The sequence below is a fragment of the uncultured Roseobacter sp. genome (genome assembly GCF_947492555.1).
Classification (GTDB): domain Bacteria; phylum Pseudomonadota; class Alphaproteobacteria; order Rhodobacterales; family Rhodobacteraceae; genus Roseobacter.
In genome coordinates this window covers 305,363-326,190 of the sequence record NZ_CANLNE010000003.1, presented here as the reverse complement: position 1 = coordinate 326,190, position 20,828 = coordinate 305,363, and the positions used below count along the sequence as shown (strand labels likewise).

Below are 20,828 nucleotides of genomic sequence, written 5' to 3'. Positions count from 1 at the left end.
TCAGCCCTCCGGCCTGCCACCCGCCTCAAAAACCATATCCATCATGGCCTGCGTGCCCTTGCTGAATTCCAGCGGGCACGCATAGGGCACGCCCTCGTGGACCGATGCGCCGAAGGCTTCCACCTGCAGGACGTAGTGGTTTACACCGGGGAACCTCTCGATCACGCGGCTGTGGATTTTGGATTCCAGACATAATTCCGCCTGATCGAAAACGCCTGCGTTAAACGGGCAAGTCACGCGCAAAACACCCTGATCGCCGTGGAACACGATCTCCTGCCGGTTGAATAGGCGCATGGAAATCACGGCGGCGTAGGTGAAATCCGGAAATTTCGCGGCCATCTGCACGAAGGTATCGACCCCGTTTTCGTAATCGATATGCGCAAAGGGCACCGAAAGCGGTTCCTGCCCCGTCGCATAGCGCACTGACCCGAAGGTATAGACGCCAATGTCCGGCAACCCGCCGCCCCCCGCCGCAGCCTGATTGCGGATATTGCCCTGATCCGCATTGAAATAGGAGAATACCGCGTCCACGTGGCGCAATTGCCCGATTGACCCTTCCGCGATCAACGCTTTGGCCCGCACGAATTGCGGATGATGCACGATCATGAAGGCTTCGGCGGCCAGCAGTCCGGAGGCATCACGCGCCGCGATCAGCTGATCGAATTGGTCCGCCTGCAGAGTCATCGGCTTTTCACAGAGCACATGTTTCCCGGCCGCCAGCGCTTTCAGGCTCCAGTCGACGTGCAAGTGGTTGGGCAACGGGATGTAAACGGCATCGACCTGATCATCGGCCAATAGCGCATCATAGCTATCGTGCACCCTTAAACCGGGTGCAAAAGCCTCGAAGGGCGCCGCCTTGTTTGCCGTCGACGTGGCCAGGGCAGTCAGTTCTGCCCCCCGCGCCGCATGGATGGCGGGACCCATGAAGTTTGCCGCAAAATTAGACGCGCCTAGAATGCCCCAACGCAATGTTGTCATGCCCATATCTCCCTGTTTCAACGCAGGTTAGCGCAACCAGAAGCAGGTGCGATAGGCATGATTTAACAATAGTAAACCCCCGCAACCGTCAGACTACGGGGGTCTCGAAAGAATGCTATGATGTCGGATCAGGCGCTGGCCATCATTCCCTTTTCCTTAGCAAGGTCGCGCATTTTCTTCTGAAGCTTTTCGAATGCGCGCACTTCGATCTGCCGAATCCGTTCGCGGCTGACGTCATACTCAGCGCTGAGATCTTCAAGCGTGACCGTCTTGTCGGACAGGCGACGTTGCGTGAGAATATCCTTCTCGCGATCATTGAGCACGCTCATCGCCTCGCCCAACAGTTCGCGCCGCGCTTCGAGCTCGTTACGCGCCTCGTAATCGCCGGCCTGGTCGGCATCTTCATCTTCGAGCCAATCCTGCCACTGCATCGCACCTTCGGTTTCGGACCCGACGGTGGCATTCAAGGATGCGTCACCGCCCGACATGCGCCGGTTCATGGAGACCACTTCGGCCTCTGTCACACCAAGATCGGTTGCGATGCGGGTCACGTTTTCAGGACGCAGATCGCCCTCTTCCAGCGCGCCAATGCGGTTTTTTGCCTTGCGCAGGTTAAAGAAGAGCTTTTTCTGGCCAGACGTCGTCCCAAGCTTCACCAGGCTCCAGCTGCGCAGGATATATTCCTGGATAGAGGCACGAATCCACCACATGGCATAGGTCGCCAGGCGGAACCCTTTTTCGGGGTCGAACCGCTTGACCGCCTGCATCAGGCCCACGTTGGCTTCCGAAATCACCTCGGCCTGTGGCAGACCATAGCCGCGATAGCCCATGGCGATCTTGGCCGCCAGACGCAGGTGCGATGTCACCATCTTATGCGCCGCAGCCGTGTCTTCCTTTTCAACCCATGCTTTTGCAAGCATGTATTCCTCTTCGGGCTCCAACAGCGGAAATTTACGGATTTCCTGCATGTAGCGGTTCAATCCGCCTTCTGGCGTTGGCGCCGGTAGATTTGCATAATTTGCCATAGGAGCCTCCCAATGTTTACGGGCTTAACATAGTAAATAGGGTCTGAACTGATCAGTTCAAGTTGTCTGACCCGAAAAATGTTAACGGAAACGATACAACTGTCGGATTAACGAAAGACTGACATAAAGCGCCAGCGTTAACACTTCACGTGTCAGTGCGCTCACGCAGGCTTGCTGTTTGTGTCAGACGCGCGCGCCGTTTCAAGCAGACCGCTCATATCCTGCGGTAAAGGCGCTTCGAACCGCACATTTTCACCGGAAACAGGGTGAACAAAACCTAAAACAGCCGCGTGCAGCGCCTGTCGCGAGAAATTCTTGATGGCCTGCGCAGCGGGTTCGCTCACCGCCTTCGCAGCAAGTTTACGCTTTCCACCATAGGTGGGATCGCCCACCAAACCGTGCCCGGCATGGGCCAGATGCACCCGGATCTGATGCGTGCGCCCGGTTTCCAGCCAGCACTCCATCAGCGCCAGAACCGGCGGGCGGCCAAACCGTTCAATCGTGCGCGCGCGCGTCACGGCGTGACGACCGCCGTGAAACAGCACCGCCTGACGCTGCCGGTCCGTGCGGTGGCGGGCCAGTTGCGTCGTGAGCTTCAGAATGTTTCCCGGCTCGAAACTGGCGCCTTTGACGCCACGCAACCGCGGATCGTTTGCATCCGGCACACCGTAGACAAGCGCCTGATAATAGCGCTCAACCGAATGCGCCTCGAACTGCGCCGCGAGCCCATGATGGGCTACATCCGACTTTGCCACGACCAGAAGGCCCGACGTATCCTTGTCGATCCGGTGCACAATGCCCGGACGTTTCAGCCCACCCACCCCGGACAGGTCGGCCCCGCAATGTGCCAGCAGAGCATTGACCAAAGTGCCCGACGGCGTGCCGGGTGCAGGGTGTACGACCATGCCCGCCGGTTTATTCACGACGATCAGATCATCATCCTCGAAAATCACGTCCAGCGGGATGTCTTCGGGCAGAATGTGGCTGTCCTGCGCCTCTTCCACGTCAATGATCACCTCTGCGCCCGCGTCGATCCGGGCCTTGGGGTCCTGCGCCACGGTGCCGTCTACCCGGACCGCCCCCTCTGCGATCAGACGCCCGATGCGGGTGCGGGACAGGGCCGCCTCCACTGGCACATCGCGCGCAAGCGCCTTATCAAGGCGCGACGGCGGTGTTTCGTCGATGGAGAAGCGGATTTGGCGGAGCGGCATGGAAAATCCTGAACTGGGACCGGATGAGGAGGGTCAAGAACCCGCCAACCTGAGGTTTCTGCGGCGGTTGGTGACAGTGCTGACCGCGACGATGATTGGCGGTGTTCTACTGATCATCTTCCTGATTGTCATGCGTTTCAACGACCCCGCACCCGACCTGCCGACCGAGATCACGCTGCCCGGTGATGCGCGGGCCATTTCCTTTACCCAAGGCCCCGATTGGTACGCCGTGGTCACGGATAACGACGAGATCCTGATATTCGACCGCGTCACGGGTCAGCTCGAAAAAACGATTTCCGTTCAATAGTTTGACTGCAGTTTCAAGTGGCAGGAGGGAGAGTGGTACCACCTCCCCGGCTTGAACGGGGGACCTCCTGATCCACAATCAGGCGCTCTAACCAACTGAGCTAAGGCGGCACTGGGTTGGATTTAACGGCCCCATTTGCAGATTGCAAGAGGGTTAGAAGCGATAGCTCCAGCTCTGTTCGACCAGATCCTGGCCAAAGGAATGCACCGGTTTGGTGCTCTCCATCTGCCAGCCATGGGCCTTGTAGAGTGCACAGGCCGCCTTGTGGCTTTCATGAGTCCAGAGTTGCATGCCCTGATAACCACGGTCCTTTGCAAAGCCCATGCAAGTTTCCAACAGCCGTTTGCCCAATCCCTTGCCTCGCGCTCGCGGCACCAGCAGGAACAGCCGCAGTTTGGCTGTCTTTTCGGACAGTCGGACACAGAAAATCGAGCCAAGGCGCGCGCCTTCTTCCTCTGCAATCCAACCACGTTCCAATTCAGGATCATGTTCCGCCAGGAAGGCATCCAGGATGTCACCCACCAGAATACCAAAGCTGTCGTCAAATCCTTCGGTCTGCGCATAAAGCCGGCCATGCTGATCCACGAGCCAGTCTCGGTCGTCGGCGGTAAACCGTCTGATGGTCACGCTATCCATGTCGGCACCAAATCCCAAGTCGTCTTGCCTTTCAACCCCGCGCAGGCTAGCGATGCATCCACTTCACTCAGGAGACATCACATGGGCATCGACACCGAACGCGAGATTGAGGCCAATTTGCAGATCGGACCCACCGACAAGGGTATGGTCCGCATCTATGTCGAATCGCAGGGCCTTGAAATTCCAATGGATTTCTCACCCGATGATGCCGATGAAATCGCCGATGAGATCACTGCCGCCGCCAATCGGGCGCGGAACATGCGCGGCGACAAACGCTAACCCCAGTCCAGCCCCATGTCGGGGTCACGCAGGCCTTGCAAACGGCGCGCGGCCGTGGTCGCGAGTTTCTGAACCATGGTTTTCCTGCGGGCCGCCGCCAGTTTGTCTTCCGGGCCCATGCGGATCACTTCCGCGCCGTAGGCATCCGCGATGATCAACCCGGTTTCCAGCGGCAAAAGCTCCGTCGGGAAGCTGTCATCCACCGCCCAGAAAAACCGATCACACCACTCCAGATAGCCCTGCCATTTGTTGTCTGACTGATAGTCGGCCCGACTCGATTTACACTCGATCACCCAGATCTCGCCTTTCGGACCCAACCCCATCAGATCGACCCGCAATCCGCGGGTGGGCACAAGCTCTTCAACGCTCGCGAACCCGTAGCTCGCCAGAAGCCGCGCCGCCCCACGGGCCAGAAGCTGGCCGGGTTGGAAACTCTGCAGATCATCATGCGCCATGCACCAAATATGAACATATCGGGAACATCGCGCAAGGACATTCCTGCGCTCTGTTGGTATTGCCCCTTGTTACCCGGTGGGTGGCGGCCTAAGTGAGACAGGTGACGGGTTCTGCTCTTCGCGTGACTGGTTACGTTCCAGTGGCCTTAAGCAAATCCGAGGGAGCTGGCTCTGTCCTGGCCCTGGCCAAGTTACCTGGCGCCCACCTGTATATACAGGTCCTCGGGAATAAAAAACCAAACGGTTGCAGCGGGCCCGTCACACAGACCCGCAAGATATTCTAGCACTCAGAGGGCAGTCCGGTACCGGATCAGCGACGCTTGTGCAGCGCCCGCTTCTCTTCGACACGGACAGGGATCAGCAATTCCTCGCGCTGCGGCTGCGCGAACGCACTGCGGATCAAACGAAGGATGAAATCGAACATTGCCAGTCTCCTTTGTCTTAGAAGATGGCACTTGATGCCGAAATGTCCAGAGGCAAATGACGCGAAATAGCGCTAACAGGACTCTTTACGCACCGTCTCTGCAACCATCACGGGCACCCCCTGCCGGGGGCCGAAACCACCGCCATCGCCCGGATCGGGTTTGTCCGCCATCGCGGTGATCGCCCAGGCAAATTGCACGCCGGAAAACACGATGCCGTTGAGCACCCAAAAGACGGCAACGGCCATCACGGCCACGTCCGAGCCGGACACAAGATGCCACAGATTGGCGACGTTCAGCCATAAAACAAGGAAAACAAAGGCGCCCGCCGCCGCAAACCCGGTCAACGCGCTTTTCACGTATAATCTGACGACTCGCGGCATGGATTTCTCCTTTGCCCTGATCATAGCGCCGTCACGCGCGAATTCAAAAGGCTTCCGGTTGCGCTTCGCGGGCCATGTGATCCAGCACCGCATTCACGAACTTTGGCTCCTTGCCATCGGGGAAAAAGGCGCGCGCCACGTCGACATATTCGGTGATCACAACTTTGGGAGGCGCGTTCTTGCGCTGGAACTCTGCCCCTGCAGCCCGGAACAGCGCCCGCAGCGTCGGGTCAATCCGCGCGATGGGCCATTTCGCCACCAGCGCCCGGTCGGTCATCTGGTCAATCGGAGCCTGGTGGTTCACCGCGTCTTCAAGAACGGCCTCGAACAGCTCGACATCGCCGTCCTGCATCTCGTCGCCGTCATAGGTCGCGCCGAACCGGTGATCGAGGAATTCCGCCCGCACCGCTTCGACGGTCTGCGCGGAATGCTCCATCTGGAACAGCGCCTGCACGGCATAAAGCCGGGCGGCGGATTTCATTTTCCGGCGCTGGTTGCCGGAGAGGTTGCCATGCAGCGATGTCATGCGGTTTTGGATCCGTCACTTGAACCGGCGATCAGCGTGTCCTGCCCTGCTGGCTTGAACCCGATGCCTTTGGATTGGGTGGCCCATTTACGGGCCATGGCCACCAGATGCAAGGCCGCCGCCGCCGCCCCGCCGCCTTTGTTCTGGCCCTGCACGTCGGCGCGCACCTCGGCCTGCGCCCGGGTCTCCACCGTCAGGATGCCGTTGCCGATGCAAAGCCCCTGCAGGCCCAGCAATTGCAAGGCCCGGCTGCTGTCATTGCAGACGGTTTCATAATGCGTGGTCTCGCCACGGATCACGCAGCCAAGCGCCACGTAACCATCGAAATTGCTGCGCCGGTCGGAGATGCCGATGGCCGTCGGCACTTCGAGCGCGCCGGGCATTTCCACCAGTTCCCAAGTGGCACCTGCCGCTTCGATCTCGGCTTTGGCCCCGGCCACCAGATTATCGGCGATATCCTTGTAGTAGGGCGCCACGACAATCAGGATTTTCACCGGCTTGTCGAACTCCGGGCGCGGCAGGACATAGTGCTCTTCATTCACAGCCATGGATCACTCCTTGGTAATCGGGCGCGTGCCCACGATGGTCAGGTTATAGGCCTCAAGCCCGAGGTATTTTGTCTGTGGGCTGTCGGTCAGCAGGATCAGCTCGCTCAGGCCCAGCGTGGACATGATCTGCGCCCCGACACCGGTGCGTTTGATTGTACGCGGGCCGTCATCATCATCCTCGTCCAGGCGCAACTTGGGGTGCGGCTCCCGGAAAAGCAGCACGGCACCCCGCCCCTCTTCGGCGATGATCTCCATCGCGCGGGGCAGTTCGTCGGCCGGGCTTGGCCCCAGCCCCAGCACATCTTCGAGCGCGTTGAGCGCATGGGTCCGGACCAGCACCGGGGCATCGGCGCTGATATCGCCTTTCGACAAGATAACATGATCTGTACCAGTAATCTCGTCGGAGAAAATACGCATATCCCATTCCCCGCCATAGGCGGAGGTGACGGTGCGCGCGTCGCGCTGGCGCAGTAGATTGTCGTGCTTGTGGCGGTAGGCGATCAGATCGCTGATGGTGCCGATTTTCAGCCCGTGCTCGGCGGCAAACTCCACGAGATCCGGCAGGCGGGCCATGTCACCATCGGGCTTCATGATCTCGCAAATCACCCCCGAAGGGTGCAGCCCCGCGAGCCGGCTGATGTCCACGGCGGCTTCGGTATGTCCGGCGCGCACCAGCACACCGCCCTGCCGCGCCCGCAGCGGAAAGACGTGACCGGGCGTGGCGATATCCGCCTGCCCCATATCCTCATTGATGGCTACGGCCACGGTCAACGCCCGATCTGCCGCCGAAATGCCGGTGCTGACGCCCTCGCGCGCCTCGATGGAGACGGTGAAGGCCGTTTCGTGACGGGAGGAGTTGTTCACCGCCATCATCGGCAGACCCAGCGTCTCGACACGATCTGCCGTGAGCGGCATGCAGATCAGCCCGCGCCCGTGTGTCGCCATAAAGTTGATTGCGTTGGCATCGGCAAATTGCGCCGGGATCACCAGATCACCCTCGTTTTCGCGATCCTCGTGATCGACCAGGATGAACATGCGGCCCTGCCGCGCGTCTTCGATAATCTCTTCGATGGGTGCGATGCTGGCCCGCAGATCTTTCTCGACCGGGCCGGGTGTTTCAAAGCTCATGGCGCGCGTGCCTTTCGTTTCACTTGGCTGGCTCATATCGCAGCGCCCGCACCTTGACCAGACGCGCGCTGCGCTCAGGTGCTGTGCATTTCTCCAAGGCGCGCGACGTAACGGGCTAACGTATCGATCTCGAGATTGACCGCATGTCCGACAGCCACATCGCCCCATGTTGTCGCGACTTTCGTATGGGGGATGAAGTTGATGCCGAAATCGCAGCCTGACACCTCGTTCACCGTCAGCGACGTGCCATTCAACGCAACCGATCCCTTGGGGGCGATGAACCGCGCAAGATCAGGCGGTGCACGCAGAACGACACGGGTACTATCCCCTTCTTCAGCCACTGAAATGACCTCAGCCACCCCATCGACATGCCCTGAGACGATATGACCGCCAAGCTCGTCTCCGACCCGCAAAGCCCGTTCCAGATTGACGCGTTTACCCGCAACCCAAGTGCTCAGATTGGTTTTGCCCACCGTTTCAGCGCTCACCTGCACCTCGTACCAGTCCGGGCCCAGATCCACGACCGTCAGGCAGACACCGTCAGAGGCGATGGAGGCCCCCATGTCAATGCCAGAGGTGTCATAGCCGGTCTGGATACGTACGCGAAGGTCGCCTTCCTGGGTGACTGCGCTGATCTTGCCGATGTCGGTGATGATGCCTGTGAACATGAGACCTCTCTGGGCGGGTGTACTCAGTGAGTTAGCCGCGCAGGCCCGCACTGACAAGACCCCGCGCTTGCCGCATCGACCATAAAATGCCATAAGAACAGCGGGGTGACAGCAAAGAGTGAACTGCAATTGTGACCAAATCCCTGGCTGCAGCCCCCAACGCGCAAAATACCGAGCGCGTGTTTTTATTCCTGCAAGGCCCGCACGGCCCATTCTTTTTTCAGCTTGGACGTCAGTTGCAAAAGGCCGGCGCAATGGTCTGGCGTGTGGGCTTTAACACTGGTGACAGCGTTTTTTGGCCACAAAAACGCAGCTATGTTCCCTTTCGCGCGGCACAGGAGGAGTGGACTGGCTTTATCACCGAGCTGTTGCAAGACAAGGGTGTGACCGACATTGTCCTCTATGGTGATACGCGGTGGATGCATGCACAGGCCGCGATGGTCGCCAAGGCCCGCAACATCCGCGTGCATGTCTTTGAAGAAGGTTATCTGCGCCCCTATTGGGTCAGTTACGAGATTGGCGGCGCCAACGGACATTCCCCCTTGATGGACATGCCGCTCGGTGCGATGCGGGATGCGCAGGCGCGGGGCAGTTTTGACCCACCTGTCCCGCCAAGTCACTGGGGAGACATGCGACAGCATGTGTTCTACGGGGCGCTCTACCACTGGTTTGTGATGTTCTGGAACCAGCGATATGCGCGCTTTCGCCCGCACCGCTCTTTGCATGTAGGACAGGAATTCAGGCTCTACATCAGACGTCTTTTGCTGATGCCTTTCCAGGCGCTTGAGCGACGCTTTGCAACCATTCGTCTCCAAAACGGCAGGTTCCCATACCATCTGACACTTTTGCAGTTGGAACACGATTCCGCCTTTCAGATGCACGCCCCATTTGACACCCAGTCAGATTTCCTGCGCCTTGTGATCTCGCAGTTTGCAGTCGGAGCCCCGGTACATCATCACCTCGTGTTCAAGGCGCATCCGCTGGAAGACGGGCGGGTGCCCCTGCGCCGCGACATAAAGCGCCTGGCGCGCGAACATGGTATTTCCGACCGGGTGCATTACCTGCGCGGTGGCAAACTGGCGGGCATTCTGGACGAGGCCCGCAGCGCGGTGACCGTAAATTCAACCTCAGGTCAGCAAGCGCTCTGGCGAGGCATCCCGCTGAAAGCATTTGGCGACGCTGTGTATGATAAACCAGAATTGGTCTCGAACCAACCTCTTGCAGAATTCTTTGCTGATCCGGCACGTCCAGATCTGGAAGCCTACAGAGAATTCAGAAGCTTTCTGTTGCAGACCAGCCAGTTACCGGGGAGCTTTTACGCAAGTCGAGGACGTGTCCAATTGCTGCGTGGCGTGGTTGATCTGATGCTGTCCGGGCGGGATCCCTACCAGATAAACGACCTCCCGACCGAGGCGCATGAGCAACAGTTGCGGGTGGTGACATGACCCGAACCCGTTCAAATGCTGGATTTTTAAAAAATATGCGATAGGCTGTCCTCAAATACGTCGGAAAAAACCGGCGATTTGAGGCAGAATTCGAATAGGTCGAGGAGACCGAGCAGTGAAAACTTCCGGTATTCGGTGGGCGCGCCCCATCGCTCTTGTGACGGCTTTGGCCGTCTTGGCATCGTGCGGGTTGCCGAACGTCGGCCCCAACAAACGCCAGATTTACCAGGGCTCGGTTCAGAAAGAGGGGGACGCATTTGTCGTCGCGGTGAATGATCGCGTGACCCGCGCGATCGCCATTGTGCCCGCTCTCGGGTTTTCCGAAAGCTTCAAAAACTCTGCGCGCATCGGCTCGGATACGATCCAGCCCGGAGACATTCTGGGGCTGACGATCTGGGAAAACGTTGACGACGGCCTGCTGGCGGCAGAGACAAGCAACGCCACCCTGCTGGAAAGTGTGCAGGTCGATGGCGACGGGTTTATCTTTGTACCCTATGCGGGTCGCATCCGCGCTGCCGGAAACTCGCCGGAGGCCATTCGCCGCATCATCACCGAAAAGCTTGAAGAACAGACGCCCGATCCGCAGGTCGAAGTACGCCGTCAGGCGGGTGATGGCTCAACCGTGTCATTGACCGGGGCCGTTGGCGGTCAGGGCGTTTACGCCATCGAACGTCCGACACGAACCCTCTCCACCATGCTGGCCCGGGCAGGCGGCGTGACAATTGAACCGGAAATTGCGCAGATCACGGTCATCCGCGGTCACGAACGCAGCCGCATCTGGTTCCAGGATCTCTACAATCATCCCGAGTTGGATATCGCTCTGCGCGGCGGCGATCGCATTCTGGTCGAGGAAGATACCCGGTCGTTTACCGCGCTTGGTGCCACGGGGGCACAAGCCCGCGTCCCGTTTCAGTCCCAGAATCTCTCGGCTCTGGAGGCCATAGCGCAGGTGGGCGGGCTGGTATCTTCAACGTCGGATGCCACCGGCGTTTTTGTTTTCCGCAATGAGCCGCCTGAAGTGGCAGCGCAGGTATTGGGGCGTGACGACCTCATCGGTGCGCAGCGCATGATCTACCTGCTGGACCTCACGGAACCCAATGGCATGTTCGTGGCCCGCGATTTCGTAATCCGCGACGGCGACACGCTCTATGTTACCGAAGCACCGCTGGCACAATGGAACAAGGCTGTCTCCGCTGTCTTCGGCTCGCTTGTCGGACCTGCCGCCTCCATCGACCAATTGGCCAACTGACGCCTCTTATGGGCACGACGGGTGACCCAGGCACCGCCGGACAGGAAACTGCCCGGCGGCTTTACGTTTACAACGGCGGTTTCCTGACGCAAAAGCGCATACGTCGCATCCTGCGGCTCAGTGGATACGACGTAAAGATCGGCACCCCCGGAGACGGCGATCTGGTGGGGGTCTGGGGCATGAGCCCGACGGCACATCGGGGCGAGGCCATCGCAGACCGCAAGGGCAGCGGACTGGTTCGGGTCGAGGACGCCTGGCTGCGCTCGCTGTATCCCGGCCGCGTGGGTGAGCCGCCGATGGGGTTGCTGATTGATCATGCGGGCGTGCATTACGATCCTTCAACGGTCTCGGACCTCGAAGATCTGCTGGGCAATCATCCGCTGGACGACACGGCATTGCTGGACACTGCGCGCGGCGCAATCGCACGCCTGCAGGAGGCGCATCTGACAAAGTTCAGCGCGGTCGATCCCGCGCTGCCGCCCCTGCCCCCGGGCTATGTTCTGGTGCTGGATCAAACCCGCGGCGATGCCTCGGTGACCGCCAGCGGCGCGGATCGGAACCGGTTTCTGGAAATGCTCTTTGTCGCGCAGGAAGAACACCCCGGTGCGCCTATCGTCATCAAGACCCACCCGGAAACCCTAGCCGGGTTTCGCCAGGGCTATTTCGAAGATCAAGACCTCTCTGAACGGGTACGTTTTCTCACCGACCCAGTCAGCCCCTGGATACTGTTTGAAGGGGCCATCGGTGTCTACACCGTCTCGTCACAACTGGGGTTCGAGGCAATCTTTGCAGGCCATCGCCCCCGGCTCTTCGGGCAGCCCTTCTACGCTGGCTGGGGGCTGTCGCAGGACGAATTTCCGGTGCAACGGCGTCAGCGCACCCTGACCCGCGCGCAACTCTTTGCAGCAACCATGATGCTCTACCCGAAATGGTATGATCCTTACGCGGATCGCCTCTGCGATCTGGGCGCTGCAATGGAGGCGATGGCCGCGCAGGCGCGCGCCTGGCGCGAGGACCACAAAGGCTGGGTCGCCTCCGGTATGCGCCTTTGGAAACGCGCGCCGCTGCAACGTTTCTTTGGCCAGCACAAAACGGTGATCTTCGAAGAACGGCCTTCAGAGGCGCGCGCCACGGATCGGCCGTGGATGGTCTGGGCCAGCAAGGCTGCCGTCGGTCACCGCGACGCCCTGCGCGTGGAGGACGGGTTCTTGCGCTCGCGCGGGTTGGGGGCGGAGCTGGTGCCACCGCTCTCGCTTGTTGTTGACGATCTGGGCATCTACTACGACCCCAACGCACCAAGCCGTCTGGAAACGATGATCTCCAGCCGTACGCAGCTGCGACCAGATCAGGAGGCGCGGGCGCACGCTCTGATCCGGCAGCTGGTGCGCAGGCGCGTCACCAAATACAACCTTGGCGGCGCGACGGACCCCTTGCCGGACGGCCCCCGCATTCTCGTCGTGGGGCAGGTCGAAGATGACGCGTCCATCAGGCTCGGCACAACATCCGTTTCCCGCAACCTCGATCTGCTTAAGGCGGTCCGGGCGGCGCACCCGGAAGCGCAGATCATCTACAAGCCCCACCCGGATGTCGAAGCAGGTCTGCGGGCTGGCACCTGTGACGCCTCCGATCTGGCGGATCACATCGCGACCAAGGCGGATGTCCTTGCACTGTTGGATCAAGTGCAGGAGGTCTGGACCATGACCTCGCTGCTGGGGTTCGAGGCCCTGTTGCGTGGCCTGCCTGTCACCACGCTGGGCGTGCCGTTTTACGCAGGCTGGGGGTTGACCACGGACCTTGGGGACATACCGCCACGACGGCGCGCCACACCCTCGCTTGCCGGGCTGGTTCACGCGACGCTGATCGACTATCCGCGCTACGTTGATCCAAAGACCGGCCTGCCCTGCCCGGTCGAAGTGGCCGTTGAAAGGCTGGCGGCGGGCGATCTCCCCCTGCCCGGCCCCACGAACCGACTTCTGTCAAAGCTTCAAGGACTTCTGGCCAGCCGTGCGCATCTCTGGCGGGGGTGAGTTACTTGGATGCGCGCTGCCAGATGTGCATCACGTCTCCTCCGACAGTCTGGTTTTGCTTAAGCACATAGCGCTGCGCCTGCGCCAGATGGCCAAGACCCAAGGCACCTATTGACGGCAGCCCTTCTGCGCCGATGGCGAGGCCCGCCGTAAAACCAGCCAACTCGTCCACCAGATCCGCCTCGATCAGGCTCGCGGCCAGCGCGCTGCCACCCTCGCAAAACACCCGCGTGAGCCCGTGCGATGCCAGCTGACGCAACACGTCCTGCGGGTCCAATTGCCCGCCCTTTGCAGCACAGGACAAAAGCGTGGCACCCAGATCGTTCCACGTCTGCATCAGCGTCGTATCCGCATCATGACCGTGGCAGAGGATCACGGGAACCTCCTTTGCCGTGCGGGCCAGACCACTCATCAACGGCAGGTCGAGACGGCGACTGACCACAACCCGCGCCGGCTGCCAGTCGACGCCCAGACCCCGCACTGTCAGGCTGGGATCGTCTTTGCGGGCTGTACCGCCGCCTACCATGACCGCATCATGGCGCGCCCGCATGGCATGCACGACACGACGGGCGTCTGGCCCCGTGATCCATTGGCTTTCGCCGGTGCCCGTGGCAATGCGCCCGTCAAAACTGCTCGCTAGTTTCAGCGTCACGAAGGGCCGATCCATTTCGAGGCGAGTGAAGAACCCAACATTGGCCGCGCGTGCTTCACGTTCCAGCAGACCGACGTGCACTTCTATGTCCGCCGCGCGCAGCATCGCGCATCCCTGCCCTGCAACCCGCGGATCAACGTCTTCCGCGGCGACGAAAACCCGCGCCACACCAGCATCAATGAGCGCCTGCGCACAGGGCGGCGTCTTGCCGTGATGCGCGCAGGGTTCCAGGGTGACATAGACATCAGACCCCAACGCGGCCGCCCCCGCCTGCGCCAAAGCTTCGGTTTCCGCATGCGGCCTGCCGCCGGGTTTGGTCCAACCCCGACCGATCACGCGCCCGGCCTTGACGATGACACAGCCGACAGCCGGATTTGGCGAGGTCCGCCCCAGCCCGCGCCGCCCCAGCGACAGCGCATGCGCCATGAAGCGGGCGCGCGCGCTCACTCTTCCGGTGGCACGTCCGGCCGCAGTTCGCTGACGAATTTATCGAAATCATCCGCAGCCTGGAAATTCTTGTATACGCTGGCAAAACGCACATAGGCGACGGTGTCGATCCGTGCCAGCGCCTCCATCACGATCTCGCCGATCTGCTTGGAATTGATGTCCGTCTCGCCCATGCTTTCCAGCCGCCGCACGATGCCGGAGATCATCTGGTCGATCCGATCGGGATCAATCGGGCGTTTCTGCATCGAGATGCGGATGGACCGTTCCAGCTTGTCGCGGTCGAAATCCTCGCGCTTGCCGTTGGATTTTATCACCACCAGATCGCGCAGCTGTACCCGTTCGTAGGTCGTGAACCGCCCGCCGCAGGCCGGACAGAACCTACGGCGCCGGATCGATACGTGATCCTCCGCGGGCCGGCTGTCTTTCACCTGAGTGTCAATGTTTCCGCAAAACGGGCAGCGCATGGGCCGTCCCCCTTCATGTTGTCTATCTGCCTCTTTGTGGGATCGCCGCCCCACTTATCCACACTTATAGGCGAGCGCCTAAGTTTTGGGTAGGGGGGATTTGTGCACCAACATGTGGTAGGCGAAATGCACTCTCAGCCGTTGCTCAGAAATGACACCGCAATGCGGCGGGTGTGGGGCCGCGCGCGATGTTCAAAGAGGTAAATCCCCTGCCAGGTGCCCAGCATCATCTGCCCGTCCGTGACCGGGATCGACAAATGCGTGGGCAGCAGCGCGGCCTTGATATGCGCAGGCATGTCGTCCGGACCCTCGTAGGTGTGGGTCAGATAGGACATGGACGGATCAGTGGCCGGCGGCACCAATCTGGCAAAGAAATTGGCAAGGTCCGTCTGCACCTCCGGGTCCGCGTTTTCCTGAATGAGCAGGCTGGCCGAGGTGTGCCGAATGAAGAGCGTGAGTAGCCCGGACCCTGTCAGATGTGGGATCCGATCCGTGAACTCGTAGAGCCCCTGACCGCCGGTGGCGATGGTGATCTCCACCGTTTGGTTGCCAGTCACCTAAAAATCCGCTCGCCCTGCTCATCGATCACCTGTTTTGCCTTGCGGATGCAAGCCGCCAATGCTTCGTCCCGCCCTTGCAACGTGTCGGCGCGTAAGAGCTTGTGGCTGCGCATCTCGCCGTCCACTTCTTTTTCAATGGTCGCAGCAACGCGGTAGGTGTTGCCCTCGGCGATGGGCGTCGGTGTGATGCGGAAGCCTTCGTAGTTCTCACTGGAGGCTTCGACCTCCGAGCCACCTCCACCGCCGAAGAGCTTTTTGAGTAATAACATGGATTCTCCCTCGTTTCCTTTTGCAAAGCCTAGCGCGGCGGGGCGCGCGGGGAAAGCCGGGGAGCGGAGCAGGTCGTCACTCCTACTTGACCAACTCCATGTCGGTGTAGAACATTCCCCAGCGGTTGCCTTTTCCGACCAGGCGGACCATGTCGCCTCGCTGCGGGCTCGGGACAAGAAATTCATTGGGATGTGGAATACCGCCATATGTCCAGTGATGATCCTGAAACATCAATTTGTTCGGACCGCGTGACGGCGTCCTCAGTTCTTTGACGACGAATTTATACTGTATAGGTTCGCTCGTTGTCACCAGCGATACCATTGGCAGCCAGGTAAAAGCTATGGAAGCATAGCACCACCACAACATCAGCGGCGCGAACAGAAGCATTGCGAGCCCCTTTAATGGCTTATCTGAAAAAGTCAGCAAAGCACCTTTCTTGCCCCGGCGCGCCCATTGCGCTTGTGCCATCTCATCCAGGCGTTTGGTGTCCCACCAAACAACCCAGACCTGAGCGTAAGTTACTGCCAACAACACAGGGCCGAAAAGGATACGGGTCGACTTAAACCATTCAGGGCTCGAAATATAGCGAACCACCGGAAAGTGATGAACAAATACGACGGAAGCTAGTCCAACAAGCACTGCTATCGGCAAAGACAGCGCTGACAGTTTGAACCATACGCCCGGGACCTGAAGGCGGGATGTTGCCTCGTTACTGATCCAGGAAGCTCCGCAACTTGCGCGACCGGCTGGGATGCTTGAGCTTACGCAGCGCTTTAGCCTCGATCTGACGAATACGTTCGCGCGTCACGCTGAACTGCTGACCTACCTCTTCAAGCGTATGGTCGGTGTTCATGCCGATGCCGAAACGCATACGCAGTACACGTTCCTCGCGCGGTGTGAGCGAGGCCAGCACCCGGGTTGTGGTTTCCTTGAGGTTCTCCTGAATGGCACTGTCCAGCGGCAGAACGGCATTCTTGTCCTCGATGAAATCGCCCAGCTGGCTGTCTTCCTCGTCGCCAATCGGCGTCTCCAGCGAGATCGGCTCCTTGGCGATCTTCATCACCTTGCGGACCTTCTCCAGCGGCATCTGCAGCTTCTCGGCCAGCTCCTCCGGCGTCGGCTCGCGACCGATCTCGTGCAGCATCTGGCGACCGGTCCGGACCAGCTTGTTGATCGTCTCGATCATGTGCACGGGGATACGGATCGTGCGCGCCTGATCCGCAATCGACCGCGTGATCGCCTGACGGATCCACCAGGTCGCATAGGTGGAGAATTTGTAGCCCCGACGGTATTCGAACTTGTCTACCGCCTTCATCAGGCCGATGTTACCTTCCTGAATAAGATCAAGGAATTGCAACCCGCGGTTCGTGTATTTCTTGGCGATGGAAATCACCAGTCGCAGGTTCGCCTCGACCATTTCTTTCTTGGCTTGGCGCGCTTCTTTCTCACCCTTCTGAACCTGCTGCACAATGCGGCGGAATTCAGAGATATCGAGACCGACGTATTGGCCGACCTGCGCCATATCCGTGCGCAGCTCTTCGACTTTGTCGGTGGAGCGTTCGATGAACATCTGCCAGCCCCGGCCCGATTTCTCGGCCATGCGCTCCATCCAGTTCGGGTCGAGCTCGTAGCCGCGGTATTCATCAATGAATTCCCGGCGGTTGATCCGTGCCTGATCTGCCAGCTTCACCATAGAGCTGTCGATCTGCATGATCCGGCGGTTGATACCGTAAAGCTGGTCGATCAGGGCTTCGATACGGTTGTTGTGCAGATGCAGCTCATTCACCAGCAGCACGATTTCCGAGCGCAGTTTCTGGTAGAGGTCTTCGTCCGATTGCGAAAAGGTGCCATCCTCGTTCAGCGTCGCGGAAATCCGGCTGTCCTGCATCTCGCTGAGCTTGACGTAATCGTCGGCAATGATATCGAGCGCTTCGAGCACCTGTGGCTTCAGCGCGGCCTCCATCGCCGCCAGCGACATGTTGGCCTGATCGTCATCATCGTCATCATCGTCCTGGGCAATCGGGTTACCATCGGCGTCCAGTTCCGGGCTGGCCTCTTCCTTTTTCTCTGCCGTGCCATCGGCGGCAACCACAGGCTCGTCAACGGCGCCATCTTCGTCCATCTGGTTACCGAAGGTCGCCTCAAGGTCGATCACATCGCGCAGCAGAATTTCTTCGGACAGCAATTCGTCGCGCCAGATCGTGATCGCCTGGAACGTCAGCGGGCTTTCGCACAGCCCGGCAATCATGGTGTTGCGCCCCGCCTCGATGCGTTTGGCGATCGCAATCTCGCCCTCACGGCTCAGCAGTTCGACCGAGCCCATTTCGCGCAGGTACATGCGCACCGGGTCATCGGTGCGGTCCAGCTTTTCGGAGGTGCCGGAGCCCAGCGTGACCTCACGCGTGCCTTCGGTGGTCGTCAGCTCTGTCGACCCCTTGGCTTCTTCTTCCTCGGCGTCTTCGTCCTCGATGATGTTGATGCCCATCTCGGACAGCATCGACATCACATCTTCGATTTGTTCGGAACTCACCTGATCCGGCGGCAACACCGTGTTCAGCTGATCGTAGGTGATGTAGCCCTTTTCGCGCGCCTCGCCGATCATCTTCTTGACGGCGGCCTGGCTCATATCAAGCGAATGGCCTGCGTCCTGATCGTCTGGTTTCGCATCGGTGTTGCTGTCTTTGGCGGCCATGCACTGCTCCTCAAGGGTCTCATCGATTCGCTCGCCCGAATCACTAGGGAATCATCTAGTGGTTTTGGGTGATTCGGCCACCCGTTTACCTTCTTTTTCTGCCGGTTTCCCGTTCAAATATGGTTAACCACCCGGTTTCTGGTGCTTAATGGCATCAAGTAATGCGTCCAGCGCACCCCGTTCCTCCCGACTGATTCGCGCACCATTGTCGCCCAGATCGTATTCTGCCGTGTCCTCCTGCCCGCTTCTGCGGGCCCGGTCCGCGGCCTGCGCGGCTTCGGACAACCGCCAGGTCAGACCCTCGTCCGCCACGCCGTTGAGGTCTTCAACTGCTTCGGCAATTTCTGCGTCGAGGCCCCGTGCGCTGTGCAATTTGGCCAGCTCTTCGGCCACCGTCATGCGCGCCTTTTCCACATCCCCAGGGGACCGGATACACGGCACAATGGCGACATGGCGTTGGGCCAGCAGGTTTTCAAGGGTCTCGGCGCCAAGAGCATCGGATATACGGGTGCGTAGGGTATCGGCATCCAGGTCCATATCTCGCAGCAACAGTTGCCGCAGGTCGGCGTGGAGCGGATCGGTGCAGCGCATCTGCTCGATGCCGGACTCGAAAGGCTCGATCACCTCCGGGCAGGTCACCAATGCCGCGAGAATAACCGCTTCGCGCAGATGTTCAGCGGTGCGGCTGTCGTCCGAAGCGGCAAGCACAGAGGCCTTGGTCGAAGCCAAAGCACTTGCCGGTGCGCCTTTCCAGCGCCCCTGCCCCTTGCCCGACTTACCCCCACCTGACGGGCGCGCGGGCCGAAACAGCTGCCACCGCAAGTCCTTGATTTCCTGACCATAGTGGCTGCGGATCGACGGGTCCTTGATGGTCATGATCCGGTCGCGCAGGGCCTTGTCGAGCGCGGCCTTGCGCTCCGGACTGTCAAAGACCTTGCCGTCGGTCTCGCGCTGCCAGAGCAACCGTACCATCGGCAGCGCCTCATCCAGCAGTTTTTGCAAGGCAGGCGCACCCTGCTCGCGCAGCAGATCGTCGGGGTCCTTACCCGGCGGCATGATCGCGAACCGCAAGGACCGCCCCGCCTCCAGCAGCGGCAGCGCCAGATCGATCAGCCGCATCGCCGCGCGCAGACCCGCCGTATCGCCATCCAGCGCAATGATCGGTTCGGGCGCGATCCGCCAGAGCATCTGCAACTGGTTGTCCGTGATCGCGGTGCCGAGCGGGGCCACGGCGGCTTCAAAACCGGCTGAGGCCAGGGCGATGACATCCATATACCCCTCGGCCACGATCAGCGGCTGACCCTTCCCGGCGGCTGTCCGCGCGGGGCCCTGATTGTACAGGCTGCGCCCCTTGTCAAAGAGCTCGGTTTCCGGGGAGTTCAGGTATTTAGCGTTGTCATTGGGGTCCATCGCGCGGCCGCCAAAGGCAATCGCACGTCCCCGCGCATCGCGAATGGGGTAGATGATGCGGCACCGGAAGGTGTCATAGGGCTTGCCCCCCTTGGACGAGGGTTTGGCCAGCCCTGCATCCAGGATCAGCTGATCTTCGACATTCTTTGCCTTGAGATGATCCCAGAGGCCCTGCCACTGATCCGGCGCAAAGCCGATCTCCCACCGCTCCAGCGTCTCTGCCCCCAGCCCGCGCCGCTCCAGATAGGCGCGCGCCTCTGCCGCGGCCCCGGTATTCAGTTGCAGGCGGAAGAACTTGACCGCCTGCTCCATCACCTCTGCCAGTTGGGTGCGTTTATCTGCTTTTTGCTGGGCTTGCGGGTCGCGCGCCGGCATCGGCATGCCCGCCTCGCGCGCCAGAATTTCTACGGCTTCCATGAAACCGACATTCTCCGTCTCGCGCACAAAGGAGATCGCGTCCCCCTTGGCGTGACAGCCAAAGCAATAGTAGAATCCCTTGCGGTCATCGACGTGGAAACTGGCGGATTTTTCCTGATGGAATGGGCATGGCGCCCACATATCACCCTTGGCCTGATTGGATTTGCGCTGATCCCACATGACCTTGCGCCCGACAACTGATGTCAGGCTCAAACGGGTGCGCAATTCATCAAGAAATCCGGGCGGCAGGCTCATGGCGCAAGTATCAGGCCAGGCCCTGGCAGAGTCCAGTGGCCGCCCGCTAAATTACCGCGGGGCGCGCGGCATCACTGCGCGAGGCAGGCGTCTTTCCAGACCTGGGCCAGATCGTTGTCGCGCACGTCCTTGCGCGGCATTTCGTAGATCCAGGGGGTGACCAAAGGGATGGCGTTGTTGAACTTCACAGGCCAAGCCGGGTCACTGGCCAGCACCGTTTCCTTCACTTTGGCTTCCCGGACGCGGTCTAAACGCGCCTGACGCACGGCCGCCACAACATCCGCCTGATAGCCGCAGCTGACTTCCTTTTCATCCTGTGCAACCGCAGGTAGGGCGGTCAGGGTAAGGGTTCCCGCCAGTACAAAACGCAACAT

At 60.2% G+C, this 20,828-nt stretch carries 23 protein-coding genes and 1 tRNA gene; 5 read left to right on the top strand and 19 right to left on the bottom strand.

Annotated features, from left to right (window positions below):
* The 3 genes from Q1A07_RS14705 to Q1A07_RS14695 all read right to left on the bottom strand — a co-directional run bounded on the left by Q1A07_RS14705 (nucleotide 1) and on the right by Q1A07_RS14695 (nucleotide 3,214).
* The gene (locus Q1A07_RS14705; protein ID WP_299782611.1) at nucleotides 1-978 is read right to left on the bottom strand and encodes a Gfo/Idh/MocA family oxidoreductase; all 978 of its coding nucleotides are present in this window, start codon (nucleotides 976-978) and stop codon (nucleotides 1-3) included.
* Nucleotides 979-1,106: 128 nt separating this feature from the next.
* Entirely contained in the window at nucleotides 1,107-2,003 is an 897-nt protein-coding gene (gene rpoH, locus Q1A07_RS14700; protein WP_299782610.1) for an RNA polymerase sigma factor RpoH, read from the bottom strand.
* 161 nt (nucleotides 2,004-2,164) lie between these two features.
* Nucleotides 2,165-3,214, bottom strand: coding sequence for an RluA family pseudouridine synthase (locus Q1A07_RS14695; RefSeq protein ID WP_299782608.1), 1,050 nt, complete (start codon nucleotides 3,212-3,214; stop codon nucleotides 2,165-2,167).
* Here Q1A07_RS14695 and Q1A07_RS14690 point away from each other — a divergent pair.
* Nucleotides 3,213-3,521, top strand: coding sequence for a DUF6476 family protein (locus Q1A07_RS14690; protein ID WP_299782606.1), 309 nt, complete (start codon nucleotides 3,213-3,215; stop codon nucleotides 3,519-3,521). The genes Q1A07_RS14695 and Q1A07_RS14690 overlap by 2 nt on opposite strands.
* Before the next feature lie 33 nt (nucleotides 3,522-3,554).
* Here the strand turns inward: Q1A07_RS14690 and Q1A07_RS14685 are convergent.
* Nucleotides 3,555-3,631: transfer RNA gene (locus tag Q1A07_RS14685), tRNA-His, on the bottom strand.
* A 43-nt stretch (nucleotides 3,632-3,674) separates the two neighbouring features.
* A complete protein-coding gene (locus Q1A07_RS14680) occupies nucleotides 3,675-4,157 on the bottom strand; it encodes a GNAT family N-acetyltransferase (protein WP_299782604.1) in 483 nt (160 codons plus the stop codon).
* 81 nt (nucleotides 4,158-4,238) lie between these two features.
* On the opposite strand from Q1A07_RS14680, the gene Q1A07_RS14675 reads away from it, so the two are divergent.
* The gene (locus Q1A07_RS14675; RefSeq protein WP_299782601.1) at nucleotides 4,239-4,436 is read left to right on the top strand and encodes a DUF6324 family protein; all 198 of its coding nucleotides are present in this window, start codon (nucleotides 4,239-4,241) and stop codon (nucleotides 4,434-4,436) included.
* On the opposite strand, the gene Q1A07_RS14670 is transcribed toward Q1A07_RS14675, so the two are convergent.
* From Q1A07_RS14670 to Q1A07_RS14645, 6 genes are all read right to left on the bottom strand, one after another.
* Entirely contained in the window at nucleotides 4,433-4,891 is a 459-nt protein-coding gene (locus tag Q1A07_RS14670; protein ID WP_299782599.1) for an MmcB family DNA repair protein, read from the bottom strand. The genes Q1A07_RS14675 and Q1A07_RS14670 overlap by 4 nt on opposite strands.
* Before the next feature lie 496 nt (nucleotides 4,892-5,387).
* Nucleotides 5,388-5,696, bottom strand: coding sequence for a hypothetical protein (locus Q1A07_RS14665; RefSeq protein ID WP_299782597.1), 309 nt, complete (start codon nucleotides 5,694-5,696; stop codon nucleotides 5,388-5,390).
* 43 nt (nucleotides 5,697-5,739) lie between these two features.
* Nucleotides 5,740-6,222 carry a transcription antitermination factor NusB gene (nusB, locus tag Q1A07_RS14660; RefSeq protein ID WP_299782595.1) on the bottom strand — a complete coding sequence of 161 codons (483 nt, stop codon included), beginning with the start codon at nucleotides 6,220-6,222 and terminating at the stop codon, nucleotides 5,740-5,742.
* On the bottom strand, nucleotides 6,219-6,770 hold the full coding sequence (locus Q1A07_RS14655; RefSeq protein ID WP_299782593.1) for a 6,7-dimethyl-8-ribityllumazine synthase: 552 nt from the start codon (nucleotides 6,768-6,770) through the stop codon (nucleotides 6,219-6,221). The genes nusB and Q1A07_RS14655 overlap by 4 nt, the downstream gene beginning before the upstream one ends.
* A gap of 3 nt (nucleotides 6,771-6,773) precedes the next feature.
* Nucleotides 6,774-7,898, bottom strand: coding sequence for a 3,4-dihydroxy-2-butanone-4-phosphate synthase (gene ribB / locus Q1A07_RS14650; protein WP_299783549.1), 1,125 nt, complete (start codon nucleotides 7,896-7,898; stop codon nucleotides 6,774-6,776).
* A gap of 74 nt (nucleotides 7,899-7,972) precedes the next feature.
* Nucleotides 7,973-8,566 carry a riboflavin synthase gene (locus Q1A07_RS14645; RefSeq protein WP_299782591.1) on the bottom strand — a complete coding sequence of 198 codons (594 nt, stop codon included), beginning with the start codon at nucleotides 8,564-8,566 and terminating at the stop codon, nucleotides 7,973-7,975.
* Between the two features lie 254 nt (nucleotides 8,567-8,820).
* Between Q1A07_RS14645 and Q1A07_RS14640 the strand changes: the two genes are divergently transcribed.
* From Q1A07_RS14640 to Q1A07_RS14630, 3 genes are all read left to right on the top strand, one after another.
* Nucleotides 8,821-10,011: a capsular biosynthesis protein gene (locus Q1A07_RS14640; protein WP_366944101.1), complete on the top strand. Its 1,191-nt coding sequence runs from the start codon at nucleotides 8,821-8,823 to the stop codon at nucleotides 10,009-10,011.
* Nucleotides 10,012-10,126: 115 nt separating this feature from the next.
* On the top strand, nucleotides 10,127-11,260 hold the full coding sequence (locus tag Q1A07_RS14635; protein WP_299782589.1) for a polysaccharide biosynthesis/export family protein: 1,134 nt from the start codon (nucleotides 10,127-10,129) through the stop codon (nucleotides 11,258-11,260).
* Nucleotides 11,261-11,268: 8 nt separating this feature from the next.
* Nucleotides 11,269-13,287: a capsular polysaccharide biosynthesis protein gene (locus Q1A07_RS14630; RefSeq protein WP_299782587.1), complete on the top strand. Its 2,019-nt coding sequence runs from the start codon at nucleotides 11,269-11,271 to the stop codon at nucleotides 13,285-13,287.
* 1 nt (nucleotide 13,288) lies between these two features.
* Here Q1A07_RS14630 and ribD read toward each other — a convergent pair whose 3' ends face one another.
* The 8 genes from ribD to Q1A07_RS14590 all read right to left on the bottom strand — a co-directional run bounded on the left by ribD (nucleotide 13,289) and on the right by Q1A07_RS14590 (nucleotide 20,828).
* Complete coding sequence (ribD, locus tag Q1A07_RS14625) at nucleotides 13,289-14,365, bottom strand: bifunctional diaminohydroxyphosphoribosylaminopyrimidine deaminase/5-amino-6-(5-phosphoribosylamino)uracil reductase RibD (RefSeq protein ID WP_299783547.1); 1,077 nt, start codon at nucleotides 14,363-14,365, stop codon at nucleotides 13,289-13,291.
* A 17-nt stretch (nucleotides 14,366-14,382) separates the two neighbouring features.
* Complete coding sequence (nrdR, locus tag Q1A07_RS14620; RefSeq protein WP_195818790.1) at nucleotides 14,383-14,850, bottom strand: transcriptional regulator NrdR; 468 nt, start codon at nucleotides 14,848-14,850, stop codon at nucleotides 14,383-14,385.
* A 134-nt stretch (nucleotides 14,851-14,984) separates the two neighbouring features.
* A complete protein-coding gene (locus Q1A07_RS14615) occupies nucleotides 14,985-15,407 on the bottom strand; it encodes a secondary thiamine-phosphate synthase enzyme YjbQ (protein WP_299782584.1) in 423 nt (140 codons plus the stop codon).
* Entirely contained in the window at nucleotides 15,404-15,679 is a 276-nt protein-coding gene (locus Q1A07_RS14610; RefSeq protein ID WP_299782582.1) for an HlyU family transcriptional regulator, read from the bottom strand. The genes Q1A07_RS14615 and Q1A07_RS14610 overlap by 4 nt, the downstream gene beginning before the upstream one ends.
* Nucleotides 15,680-15,761: 82 nt before the next feature.
* A complete protein-coding gene (locus Q1A07_RS14605) occupies nucleotides 15,762-16,319 on the bottom strand; it encodes a hypothetical protein (RefSeq protein ID WP_299782581.1) in 558 nt (185 codons plus the stop codon).
* Nucleotides 16,320-16,389: 70 nt separating this feature from the next.
* Nucleotides 16,390-18,372 (bottom strand): RNA polymerase sigma factor RpoD, encoded by a 1,983-nt coding sequence (gene rpoD, locus Q1A07_RS14600; RefSeq protein WP_299782579.1) that lies wholly within the window; start codon nucleotides 18,370-18,372, stop codon nucleotides 16,390-16,392.
* A gap of 123 nt (nucleotides 18,373-18,495) precedes the next feature.
* On the bottom strand, nucleotides 18,496-20,454 hold the full coding sequence (dnaG, locus tag Q1A07_RS14595) for a DNA primase (RefSeq protein WP_299782577.1): 1,959 nt from the start codon (nucleotides 20,452-20,454) through the stop codon (nucleotides 18,496-18,498).
* Between the two features lie 71 nt (nucleotides 20,455-20,525).
* A complete protein-coding gene (locus tag Q1A07_RS14590; protein ID WP_299782574.1) occupies nucleotides 20,526-20,828 on the bottom strand; it encodes a hypothetical protein in 303 nt (100 codons plus the stop codon).

Bases quoted from the DNA above. Each gene is read 5' to 3' on its own strand.
- Q1A07_RS14610 (WP_299782582.1), bottom strand. From the start codon at position 15,679: ATGTTATTACTCAAAAAGCTCTTCGGCGGTGGAGGTGGCTCGGAGGTC.
- Q1A07_RS14645 (WP_299782591.1), bottom strand. From the start codon at position 8,566: ATGTTCACAGGCATCATCACCGACATCGGCAAGATCAGCGCAGTCACC.
- Q1A07_RS14655 (WP_299782593.1), bottom strand. From the start codon at position 6,770: ATGGCTGTGAATGAAGAGCACTATGTCCTGCCGCGCCCGGAGTTCGAC.
- Q1A07_RS14640 (WP_366944101.1), top strand. From the start codon at position 8,821: ATGGTCTGGCGTGTGGGCTTTAACACTGGTGACAGCGTTTTTTGGCCA.
- ribB (WP_299783549.1), bottom strand. From the start codon at position 7,898: ATGAGCTTTGAAACACCCGGCCCGGTCGAGAAAGATCTGCGGGCCAGC.
- Q1A07_RS14630 (WP_299782587.1), top strand. From the start codon at position 11,269: ATGGGCACGACGGGTGACCCAGGCACCGCCGGACAGGAAACTGCCCGG.
- Q1A07_RS14705 (WP_299782611.1), bottom strand. From the start codon at position 978: ATGACAACATTGCGTTGGGGCATTCTAGGCGCGTCTAATTTTGCGGCA.
- ribD (WP_299783547.1), bottom strand. From the start codon at position 14,365: ATGGCGCATGCGCTGTCGCTGGGGCGGCGCGGGCTGGGGCGGACCTCG.
- Q1A07_RS14695 (WP_299782608.1), bottom strand. From the start codon at position 3,214: ATGCCGCTCCGCCAAATCCGCTTCTCCATCGACGAAACACCGCCGTCG.
- Q1A07_RS14590 (WP_299782574.1), bottom strand. From the start codon at position 20,828: ATGTTGCGTTTTGTACTGGCGGGAACCCTTACCCTGACCGCCCTACCT.
- Q1A07_RS14690 (WP_299782606.1), top strand. From the start codon at position 3,213: ATGGAAAATCCTGAACTGGGACCGGATGAGGAGGGTCAAGAACCCGCC.
- Q1A07_RS14665 (WP_299782597.1), bottom strand. From the start codon at position 5,696: ATGCCGCGAGTCGTCAGATTATACGTGAAAAGCGCGTTGACCGGGTTT.
- Q1A07_RS14675 (WP_299782601.1), top strand. From the start codon at position 4,239: ATGGGCATCGACACCGAACGCGAGATTGAGGCCAATTTGCAGATCGGA.
- Q1A07_RS14680 (WP_299782604.1), bottom strand. From the start codon at position 4,157: ATGGATAGCGTGACCATCAGACGGTTTACCGCCGACGACCGAGACTGG.
- nusB (WP_299782595.1), bottom strand. From the start codon at position 6,222: ATGACATCGCTGCATGGCAACCTCTCCGGCAACCAGCGCCGGAAAATG.
- nrdR (WP_195818790.1), bottom strand. From the start codon at position 14,850: ATGCGCTGCCCGTTTTGCGGAAACATTGACACTCAGGTGAAAGACAGC.
- Q1A07_RS14670 (WP_299782599.1), bottom strand. From the start codon at position 4,891: ATGGCGCATGATGATCTGCAGAGTTTCCAACCCGGCCAGCTTCTGGCC.
- rpoD (WP_299782579.1), bottom strand. From the start codon at position 18,372: ATGGCCGCCAAAGACAGCAACACCGATGCGAAACCAGACGATCAGGAC.
- rpoH (WP_299782610.1), bottom strand. From the start codon at position 2,003: ATGGCAAATTATGCAAATCTACCGGCGCCAACGCCAGAAGGCGGATTG.
- dnaG (WP_299782577.1), bottom strand. From the start codon at position 20,454: ATGAGCCTGCCGCCCGGATTTCTTGATGAATTGCGCACCCGTTTGAGC.